The 9,580-nt window shown below is 59.9% G+C and carries 9 protein-coding genes and 1 pseudogene; 5 read left to right on the forward strand and 5 right to left on the reverse strand.

All coding sequences use genetic code 11. From position 1 onward, the window contains the following. Positions 1 to 600: POTRA domain-containing protein (locus tag E7813_RS08770; protein ID WP_291572876.1), on the reverse strand; the 600-nt coding region annotated here is incomplete at its 3' end. Positions 601 to 825: 225 nt separating this feature from the next. Here E7813_RS08770 and E7813_RS08775 point away from each other — a divergent pair. From E7813_RS08775 to E7813_RS08790, 4 genes are all read left to right on the forward strand, one after another. Next, positions 826 to 1,878: a hypothetical protein gene (locus tag E7813_RS08775; protein ID WP_291572878.1), complete on the forward strand. Its 1,053-nt coding sequence runs from the start codon at positions 826 to 828 to the stop codon at positions 1,876 to 1,878. Positions 1,879 to 1,906: 28 nt separating this feature from the next. Then, positions 1,907 to 2,584 (forward strand): isoprenylcysteine carboxylmethyltransferase family protein, encoded by a 678-nt coding sequence (locus tag E7813_RS08780; RefSeq protein WP_291572880.1) that lies wholly within the window; start codon positions 1,907 to 1,909, stop codon positions 2,582 to 2,584. Positions 2,585 to 2,836: 252 nt separating this feature from the next. Next, the gene (locus tag E7813_RS08785; protein WP_291572882.1) at positions 2,837 to 3,298 is read left to right on the forward strand and encodes a GNAT family N-acetyltransferase; all 462 of its coding nucleotides are present in this window, start codon (positions 2,837 to 2,839) and stop codon (positions 3,296 to 3,298) included. A gap of 30 nt (positions 3,299 to 3,328) precedes the next feature. Further along, positions 3,329 to 4,093, forward strand: coding sequence for an SPFH domain-containing protein (locus E7813_RS08790; RefSeq protein WP_291572884.1), 765 nt, complete (start codon positions 3,329 to 3,331; stop codon positions 4,091 to 4,093). Positions 4,094 to 4,190: 97 nt separating this feature from the next. On the opposite strand, the gene E7813_RS08795 is transcribed toward E7813_RS08790, so the two are convergent. The 3 genes from E7813_RS08795 to E7813_RS08805 form a co-directional block, all read right to left on the reverse strand. Beyond that, entirely contained in the window at positions 4,191 to 4,478 is a 288-nt protein-coding gene (locus tag E7813_RS08795; protein WP_291572886.1) for a hypothetical protein, read from the reverse strand. A 56-nt stretch (positions 4,479 to 4,534) separates the two neighbouring features. Beyond that, entirely contained in the window at positions 4,535 to 4,732 is a 198-nt protein-coding gene (locus E7813_RS08800; protein WP_291572888.1) for a hypothetical protein, read from the reverse strand. A 250-nt stretch (positions 4,733 to 4,982) separates the two neighbouring features. After that, on the reverse strand, positions 4,983 to 6,881 hold the full coding sequence (locus E7813_RS08805; protein WP_291572890.1) for a KUP/HAK/KT family potassium transporter: 1,899 nt from the start codon (positions 6,879 to 6,881) through the stop codon (positions 4,983 to 4,985). A gap of 575 nt (positions 6,882 to 7,456) precedes the next feature. Here E7813_RS08805 and E7813_RS08810 point away from each other — a divergent pair. Next, positions 7,457 to 8,668, forward strand: coding sequence for an ABC transporter substrate-binding protein (locus tag E7813_RS08810; protein WP_291572893.1), 1,212 nt, complete (start codon positions 7,457 to 7,459; stop codon positions 8,666 to 8,668). A 170-nt stretch (positions 8,669 to 8,838) separates the two neighbouring features. Here the strand turns inward: E7813_RS08810 and E7813_RS08815 are convergent. Then, positions 8,839 to 8,973, reverse strand: a pseudogene (locus tag E7813_RS08815) (cytochrome P450); the annotation flags it as partial. Positions 8,974 to 9,580: the final 607 nt, after the last annotated feature.

Here is a 9,580-nt window from a genome sequence, read left to right on the forward strand (position 1 = left end):
GACCGTGGTCTTGCCGCCTTCCGTCACCACGTAGATGAGATCGACCCGGTCGTTACCGTGGTTGACGATCTGCGGCACCACACTGACATTATCGCGCCCGACGTGCCGGTAGGCCTCCATGACGCGGCCGACGTCGGCCTGCACCACGGCGCGCTGCAGCGTGCCGCGCGGCTTGGATTCGACCGCGGCTGCAAGCTCGGTGTCCTTGATTTTCTTGTTGCCTTCGAAAGCGACGCGGTCGAGCACCGGCGCTTCGGTCAGACGAACGATCAGCCGCTCGCCGGCGCGGTTGATCGCAACATTGCTAAAGAGACCCGTCGCCAGCAGCGCCTTGAGCGCCGCATCGAGCGCCGAGGTGTCATATCGCCCGTCCGGCCCGGCATGGAAATACGAACGCACGGTGTCGGCGTCGATGCGGCGATTGCCCTGTATGTCGATCGCGGCGCGCGCTCGCGCGTCGACGCCGCGCACCTGCGCGCCGGCCTCCGTCGCGCTCGCTGGTCTGGAAATCAGCCCGAGCGCAGCCACGAATAGCGCCGCCGCTATCGATCGCCGGCCGGGCAACATGCATTCCCCGATCACGTCCCGCCTGTCTGCCATTTCACCGGCTGCGATCGAATTGCCTGCGCGGGGCGAAACAATGTCGGGGATAAGGTGAGTTGCGGGCTTAAGCGTTAACGGTTTGCCATAATTTCGACGCAGCGCCGAACCGCGCCTTCCCAGAATTGTCGCATAGCCGCTTCAAATGCCCGCTAGCCGTAAAGCGCTAAAAACGTTCGCGGCTCGCGACCTTCGCATGCGAGAACGCGCTTCCTGGAGCATCACATGCGTTACGTAGCTCTCGTCATCGCTCTGTTTGTCCTGACCCCGCCCGCGGGCGCAACGCCTGCCGCGGAGATCGATCCGCGCACCTCGCTCAGCGTTGTCCAGCAATGGATCTACAATTACCGGGCCAAACCGGACTATGCCCATATCCCCGCCGCCGTGCGCGTGCTGTTCCATGCGCAAACCTTCAAGGAGCCGGAGAATTCCGGCATCTATCTCGGCTTCATCGCCGGCGCGATCGGGTCGAATCCCGCCAAGGCCGAGCAACTCGTCAACAGTTTCTTTCCTGTCCCGGCGGAGGACGAATGGGTGATCGTCCGCGCCATCGCCTATTCGGGACTGCCCGACTGGAGAAACTTGCTGCGCAGAATCGCCCCGCGGATGCCGGGACGCAGGGTGATGATCGACAGCTACCTTGCAGGCTCGCTGCCGACCTTGATCGACATCCCGCTGGAGGAGACCAAGCCCGGCACGCTGGATAAATTGCGCGGTGTCTTTACGCGCAATCCTTTTGCCAAGGACGACAAGCCGTTGCAGACCACGCTCACCTTCGCCAGCAATCAGGATCTGCTGGATACCCTGTGGGGATATTATTTCGCGACCGGCTCCCACGCTCCGATCCAGCGCATCATCCAGATGCTGCCCTGGGCCAAAAGCCGCGACACCGTCGACAAGCTGACGGTCGGCAGCATGGCGCGGTATACGCTGGCGAGCTACGCGGTTCGCGATGCAGGATTGCGCGAGTTTCTCCGTAGCGAGCTTGCGCGGCACCCGGCACTGATCAAGGTGCCGCTCACCGAGGTGGTCCAGGCCGCCGATACGGTGCAACTCGCTGCCGTTCGCAAGGATGCGCTGGCCGCGATGGAGGAGCTCAAGACCAAGGGCTCGGAGAGCCGGCGCAACCTGGACTTCTGGGGGCAGGTCGGCGTCGGCGCGGTTGCGCTGGGTTGCGTCTCGGCGGCGGCGCTTGGCCAGGTTGCGATCGGCATCCCCTGCGTGATCGGGGGCTCCGCCTCGCAGGGCCTGCTGTCATTCTGGGAAAAGCAGCAGTGAAGTTGCGGGCGCATGTTACAATGACAGGATGAATATCCTGAATGTGAAAGCGCTCGGCAGCCTTGCGATCCTTCCTCTTGTAATGGCGGCGCTGCTGTTTGTTTCGGCGGGGTCGCTCGACTATTGGCAGGCGTGGACTTTCCTGGCGGTATATTTCGTGTCGTCGCTCGCGATTACCCTCTACCTTATGAAAAAGGATCCTGCGCTTTTGCAGCGTCGGATGAAGGGCGGCCCGTTCGCTGAGAACGAGCCCGCTCAAAAAATTATCATGTCGATCGCGTCGGCCGGGTTCATTGGCCTCATTGTTATTCCCGCACTGGACCACCGCTTCTCGTGGTCTCATATGCTACCGCTTGCCGCCCTGGCGGGAGACGTCCTTGTCGGGCTCGGCTGGCTCGCCATCTTTTTCGTTTTCAGGGAAAATAGCTTTAGCGCCGCAACCATCCAATTGGCTCCCGACCAGACAGTGATATCGACGGGTCCGTATGCGCTGGTAAGGCACCCGATGTATGCGGGAGGCCTCGTCATGCTTCTGGGCGTACCGATTGCGCTCGGTTCATGGTGGGGCATTCTCGTCCTCGTCGCGATCATACCTGTGCTGATCTGGAGATTGCTCGACGAGGAAAGATTCCTGGCAAGGAATCTGCCGGGCTACTTACAGTACCAGAATCAGGTGCGGTATCGTCTGATACCGCTGGTCTGGTAGCGCTTTCCGGTAGTCACCCGACGACCAACTCCCCGTTGCCAGGAATTCAATCGCACGAGCGATGACATCCTGCGTTGCGTCATTACCCGGATATCAACGCGATCGTTGCAAGGAGGCAGTTCGCTGTTCCAGATCGATCGTGAAACGACTTCATGAAGCATCGCCCGTGCAGCCTGGACGGCATGAATGAGGTTGAGACATTCTTCGGTGATGTTAACATCGAAGCGGGTCGCCCGACACGGAAATGCACCGATGCAGAAGCAGTACTTCAGACAAGCGACCCCCGCAGACGCCAGTACCGTGCGAGAGATCACTCGGGCAGCCTACGCGAAGTGGGTTCCGGTGATAGGCCGGGAACCGAAGCCGATGACGGCGAATTACGAGCAGGCTGTGATCGACCATGTCATCGATCTCCTGGAACAGGAGGGTCAGGCGGTTGCGCTGATTGAGGTCATCCCTGAATCTTCGTATCTGCTCATCGAAAATGTCGCGGTATTGCCGGAGTGGCACGACAAGGGCATTGGCGGTTTGCTGCTCGGGCATGCCGAGACCATCGCGCGGTCGCTTCGATTGAACGAGTTGAGACTATATACCAACGCGATGTTTTCCACGAACATCTCGTTCTATGCGCATCGCGGATTTGAAGAATTCCAGCGTGAGCAGCACGCCACATGGGGCGGGGTCGTTCACATGAAGAAATCGGTCGGGTCTTAGAGTCTGGCTGACAACCGAAGGAGAGACACCATGGGCTGGATATCCTTTCTCGTCATACTGGTAGGCGCCTACATCATCGTTTCGCTTCGGGTGTTGAAACAATACGAGCGCGGCGTGGTGTTTCTGCTCGGCAAATTTGCAGGCGTGCGGGGGCCGGGGCTGACCTTGATCTTCGTCCCTTTCCAGCAGATGACGCGGGTGTCGCTGCGTACCGTCACCATGCAAATTCCTTCGCAAAAGATCATCACCAAGGACAATGTCTCGATCGATATCGCGGCGGTGGCCTACTATCACATTACCGATCCGGAAAAAGCCGTGATCGCGATCGAGAACGTCTATAACGCCATCAACCAGATCAGCCAGACCACCGTGCGCAACGTGGTCGGCCGGTTCAGCCTCGATCAGTTGCTCTCGGATACCGCGAGCATCAATGACCAGATCAAGAACGTCATCGACCTGCACACGGAACCCTGGGGTACCCAGGTTACCGCCGTGGAGATCAAGGACATCACGCTACCCGACAACATGCAGCGGGCGATGGCAAAGGAAGCCGAGGCCGAGCGCGAGCGTCGCGCCAAGATCGTCGCCGCCGAAGGCGAATACCAGGCGGCGGTGAAGCTCGGCGAGGCGGCTGATATCATCACGCAGCACCCCGTAGCCCTTCAGCTGCGTACCTTGCAGACGATGGCGGAAATCTCGGTCGAGAAGAATTCCACCATCATCTTCCCGGCGCAATTCATGACGACGGTGCAGGAGGCCATCGCGATGCTATCAAAGGACGCGGCGTCGAAATAGCCGGACGTACGTGGTCTGTTGCGCGCCGCAAAAACAAAACTGGCGACTGTCCGCGGTGCACGGACAAAATCGAGGCGCTTTGGTTCAGGCGGCTCAGCTAGTTACAGGGATGGCGCTGGCCATCCTGGCCCTGATAGTTAGCCGACGATTGTCCGCAATGCGGATCGAATCCGTCATAGATTCCGTAGGGACGGCCGGTCTCGGGGTAAACGACGCGATCGGGCGGAATGTTTGTTCCCGGATAGAAGTCGGGCGGCCCGTAATTGTGCAGGTAGATTTCGTCCTGCGCCGCGTGCTGGCGATACGTGTCGACGGGCTGATCTGCCGCGAATGACGGCCCGGACACCGCCAGCAAAATTACAGCAGCCAAAAGCTTCGATTTCATCGCCAGCCTCATTGTTCGCACGTCATCCTTACCAGCTACAGCCGTCAGACCCAACCCTACAATCTGCCATATGGCAATTTTGGCAAGCCGGAAATTCGTTCGCCGCCGATACCACTACGTAAAGCCGCCAGTTTGGTCCGGGCCCCTTCCGCCACCAACAATTCGATGAGGGCGGCCCGCTTCGGCTCATCGGTAGCCTCAGCCAGAAGTTTCCGATAGCGGTCGAAATCAAACCCCGGATCCGGCTTACTCATCCTTGCGCCCCCGCACAACAGTCCCGTCCAATTGTTTCGCAACGGACGCAGCGAGGCAAGCCCTGGGCGTGGCAAAACCAACAGGCCAGTACCGATCCCATCTCAAAAAGGAAAGTCGCCCGCCGAGACTGTTGTTTCGGGCACCAAAAGCAATGCCGTAAAACGGCGGTTTCGGCACGCCAACCTGCGGTTTTTTGGCAACACATTCCAAAAAAATATCTGGAGCCTCTTCGCAGACGCCTGGATGAAGCTAGATCGAGACCTGCCGCCCGATCTCAACAACCTGGTCGGTTGGCAGGCTAAGAAAGTCGCTGATGTGGATCGCGTTGCGCTCCATGAGGGCGAAGAACTGCTCCTGCCAGGCCGGCAGGCCTCTGCCGTCTTCGCGGCCGACGACGGTCTCGTGGCCGACATAGTAGGTGACATCGTCAAGGTCGATCGTGCATCCGAGCGATTTGGTGGTCATCAGCAGTTCGGGGATATGCGGACGCTCCATGAAGCCGTAGCGCGCCTCGGCCCGCCAGAAATTCGGCGCCTCTTCCGTGATCGTAATCCGCTGCTGCGATGCGAGCCAGGGGACGGGCAGTATTTCGAGGCGCAGGACGAACAGATGCTCGTGCAGGGCGCGGTTGTGCTTGACGTGCCAGACCATCACCGGCGGCGTATCCTGCTCGGTGCGGGTCAGAAACACCGCCGTGCCGGGGACGCGCGGAATATTCCTGGATTTGATATCTGCCATGAATTCCGGAATCGGGATCAGCGATTCATGCATTCGAACCATCACGGCCGCGGCCCCGCGGTGCCAGATCCACATCACCGCATAGACCGAGATCGCGAGGATCAGAGGTACATATCCTCCCTCGGCGACTTTGGTGAGATTGGCCAGAAAGAAGGCGCCGTCGATCACCAGAAAAAACGCTGCAACGCTTCCGGCCGCCAACAGGTTCCAGTTCCAGATTTCGCGCATCGCGATGAACAGCAGCGCCGACGTCATCAGCATGGTCAACGATACGGCAATGCCATAGGCGGCGGCGAGATTGTCCGATTTGCCGAAGCCGATGGTCAGCCCGATCGTCACGATCATGAGCAGGAAGTTGACCGCGCCGACATAGATTTGTCCGTAACCCTCCGACGATGTCTGCTTGATCTGCAGCCTCGGCAACCAACCTAGCTGGATTGCCTGCCGGGTCATCGAGAATGCGCCGGTAATGATCGACTGGCTGGCGATGATCGTTGCGATCGTGGCCAGCACGACAAGCGGGATCAGAAGTGACGCCGGACAGAGGCGAAAAAAGATATTGCCATCTGTCGGTGTTCCCTCGAGCACTAGTGCGGCCTGACCGGCATAATTCAGGATCAAACTCGGGAACACGATTGCGAACCACGCCAGCCGGATCGGCCGCCTTCCGAAATGACCCATATCGGCGTAGAGCGCTTCGGCGCCTGTCACGCACAAGAAGACCGCGCCCAACACCAGAAAACCCGTCGCGCCGTTCGAAAAAAGGTAGGATAGACCATAGAACGGATTGAGTGCGGCGAATACCGCGGGATGGCGCACGATGCCTGAGATTCCAAGCAACCCGATGCTAACGAACCAGATCAGCATTACCGGGCCAAAGAAGTGGCCGATCCTCGCTGTTCCCTGTGACTGGATCGCAAACAGCACAAACAAAATGGCGACCGCAGCGGGAACGACATAGGGCTGGAAGGCGGGGGTCGCCATGTTCAACCCCTCGAGGGCCGATAGTACCGAGATCGCCGGCGTTATCGCTCCATCGCCGTAGATCAGCGCTGCACCGAACAAGCCGACGGCGATGATCGTCGGCCGGTGTTGCTTCTTCACTCCGAGCAGCGCCATCAAAGCGAGGATGCCGCCTTCGCCGTCATTGTCGACCCGCATCGCGAACGAGACATATTTTACCGTGGTGATGAGGAAGAGAGTCCAGAGCACAAGCGACAGCGCGCCCAATACGACGCCGGCCTGGGGCGCCTTGTCGGTAACATTCAGGATCGTCTTGAAGGTATATAGCGGGCTGGTTCCGATATCGCCGAACACGATGCCTAATGCCGACAGGCCAAGAACAGGCAAGCTGCCCTGCGGCGCTTGTCGCGCGGTGTTGCCGGTACCTGGTGTTTGTGTATCGCTCAAATTATTTTCGGTGGGGTTGATCGGCGATCGCAATCGACATTAACAGAAATGATCTTGGGCAAATTACCAGTTTATCACCAAGTCGAAGGAACGTTAAGGCCGTGCTGGGCTTGGCAGCGGACTTTAAGTTCCGCGGTTGCGGCTCTGTCACATCACTTAACTCATCGGAGGGTCGTGCTCCACTGCCGAGGTGAATTGGCTTCCCGGATTAGGCGTAGGTCACCGAGTTGTGCCAAGGGTGTTGCCAATGCGGGTGACCACACTGTCCCATCGGCGTCTTTCGGTCGCGGCAGTTATCGAGCCGGACCGATCCACGTTAGCCAGCATTAGAAACGGCAGGCCGCGAGCTGTACCTTTGGCGCCGTCAACTTTAAAGGTGCCTGCTGATCCGCAATGCGCCGCCAAATCCATCGGCAGCGCGGAGAGATTAATGGCTCTCACCACCCTGTCATGCTGCGCTGATGCACGGCGCGGGAGCAAAAGCCATCGCCCCGCTTTGCAGTGATGCTCTTCTCCTGTACCATCGCGCTAACACGACCGGCATTCAGCGGTCGCTACGGCAAGGGAGGATTCTCATGCGTCGCAACGTTATCGCCGTGCTTGCGCTCATGTTGTGGGGAGCGGGGCTGACCACCGCCGCGGTCGCTCAGCAGCCGGTGAAGCTCGGTGTCCTCAACGACCAGACGGGACTATATGCGGACCTGACCGGCATGGGCTCGGTCCACGCCGCACGTATGGCGGTCGAGGATTACGGCGGCAAGGTGCTGGGCCGGCCGATCGAGATCATCTTCGCCGACCACCAGAACAAGCCCGACATCGGCGCCAACATCGCACGGCAATGGATCGAGACCGAAGGCGTCACGGCCATACTCGACATTCCAAATTCGGCCGTGGGGCTCGCCGTGCGCGAGGTGACGCGTACGCACGACGCCATTGACATCAACACCGGCGCCGCCACCTCGGATCTCTCCGGGAAAGCCTGTTCGCCGCACGGCGTGCACTGGAGCTTCGACACCTACGGGCTTGCGGCGACGATCGGCCAGGCGTTGGTAAAGCAGGGTGGGGATAGCTGGTTTTTCATCACCGCCGACTACGCATTCGGGCACGCCCTCGAGCGCGACACCTCAGCGTTTGTCACGGCCGCCGGTGGCAAGGTGGTGGGGGCCGTGCGGCATCCGCTCAATACCGCCGACTTCTCGTCCTATCTGCTGCAGGCGCAAGCCTCGAAGGCGAAGATCGTCGCTCTCTCGAACGCCGGCGGCGACACCATCAACGCGATCAAACAGGCCGCGGAATTCGGCCTTAGCCGCAGCGGCGACCAGCGCGTAGCGGCGCTCCTGCTGCAGTTTCCCGACACCCACGCGCTTGGCCTCGAAGCGGCGCAGGGCTTGACCGCGGCCGAGACTTTCTTCTGGGACCTCGACGACGCGACCCGCGGCTGGACCAAACGATTCCTAGCCCGCAACAACGGGAAGCCGCCAAGCATGATCCATGCCGGGACCTACGGCGCGACATTGCACTACCTCAAGGCGGTGGCGGCGGCCGGCACGACCGACGCTACCAAGGTTGTTGCCAAGATGAAGGAGCTTCCGATCGATGACTTCTACACCAAGGGCACGGTGCGCGAGGATGGGCGTGTGATGCGGCCTTATTATCTGCTGCAGGTGAAGAAGCCCTCGGAATCCAGATATGCCTTCGACTATCTCAAACTGCTCGCCACGGTGCCGGCCGAGGGAGCGGCGCGCCCCCTGAGCGACAGCGCGTGCCCGATGGTGAAGCACGGCTGAGCGGTTCGCGGCGACGCGTCGAGGGACCACACCCCGCTCGGACGTCGCTCTCACCGATTGTTGTCCGACGTCGGCCGGGCAAGTCGATGAAGCTTTGGTGTCCGTTCCAGCGTCGCCCTGAGGTAGCCCGCGCGCGGACGGACGCGTTGATGATCATTGATGCAACGCCTTCAGGCGCAAACGCGAACCGGCAGGGAACTGTATCCGCGAACGAAGTTCGACGGCACGCGCACGGGTTCGCCGACGACCTCGATCGTCCGGCCCCGCTTTAGAATTTCTTCCCAAAGTATCCGCAACTGCATGTCCGTTTCGTGCCAGATTCGGACTCATGCATGGCACCAATTTTTGCGGTGGGGTACGCTCTCCTCGGGGAGGAACGGATCATGCATCGGGTAGGGGTTTTGGCTTTGGCGATTTCATCGGCTTTATCGGGGTCGAGCATTGCCGGTACTTGGCAGTTCGAGCGACAAGCCGAGTCTGGCACAACGACGAGGATGTATCGGTACTGGAATCGGGAGCCGGATTGTCGGGAGCGAGGTGGCATCGTGAGGGTGGTGACCAAGCCGGAACACGGAACCTTATCGCGAAAGCGCGTCGTCGACCGGGTGCTGGGGAATCGCCTTAATCCGACCGACCATTGCATTGGGAAAGTCATACCGAGCCTTCAAGTCGACTACACATCAGTTCGAGGTTTTCACGGCACCGATAGGTTCGTAATCGAAAGAACGTTTCCGAACGGTCGATCTGACGTCGATACCTACACCGTCCAGGTACACTAAGCACTGGATGTCGATGCCGCGATGTCCGCTTTTGATCGCATAACAGATGAGGTGGATGGCTCCCGCTCACGGCATCTGGGTGCCAAAGTGTGAAGGCCATCAGGCGTTCACGAGCAAAATGGGAGCCATCCGC

This window comes from Bradyrhizobium sp., from assembly GCF_004799405.1.
Classification (GTDB): domain Bacteria; phylum Pseudomonadota; class Alphaproteobacteria; order Rhizobiales; family Xanthobacteraceae; genus Bradyrhizobium.

Excerpts from the sequence above, each read along its gene's own strand:
- E7813_RS08775 (WP_291572878.1), top strand. The coding sequence starts at position 826 with ATGCGTTACGTAGCTCTCGTCATCGCTCTGTTTGTCCTGACCCCGCCC.
- E7813_RS08780 (WP_291572880.1), top strand. The coding sequence starts at position 1,907 with ATGAATATCCTGAATGTGAAAGCGCTCGGCAGCCTTGCGATCCTTCCT.
- E7813_RS08785 (WP_291572882.1), top strand. The coding sequence starts at position 2,837 with ATGCAGAAGCAGTACTTCAGACAAGCGACCCCCGCAGACGCCAGTACC.
- E7813_RS08790 (WP_291572884.1), top strand. The coding sequence starts at position 3,329 with ATGGGCTGGATATCCTTTCTCGTCATACTGGTAGGCGCCTACATCATC.
- E7813_RS08795 (WP_291572886.1), bottom strand. The coding sequence starts at position 4,478 with ATGAAATCGAAGCTTTTGGCTGCTGTAATTTTGCTGGCGGTGTCCGGG.
- E7813_RS08800 (WP_291572888.1), bottom strand. The coding sequence starts at position 4,732 with ATGAGTAAGCCGGATCCGGGGTTTGATTTCGACCGCTATCGGAAACTT.
- E7813_RS08810 (WP_291572893.1), top strand. The coding sequence starts at position 7,457 with ATGCGTCGCAACGTTATCGCCGTGCTTGCGCTCATGTTGTGGGGAGCG.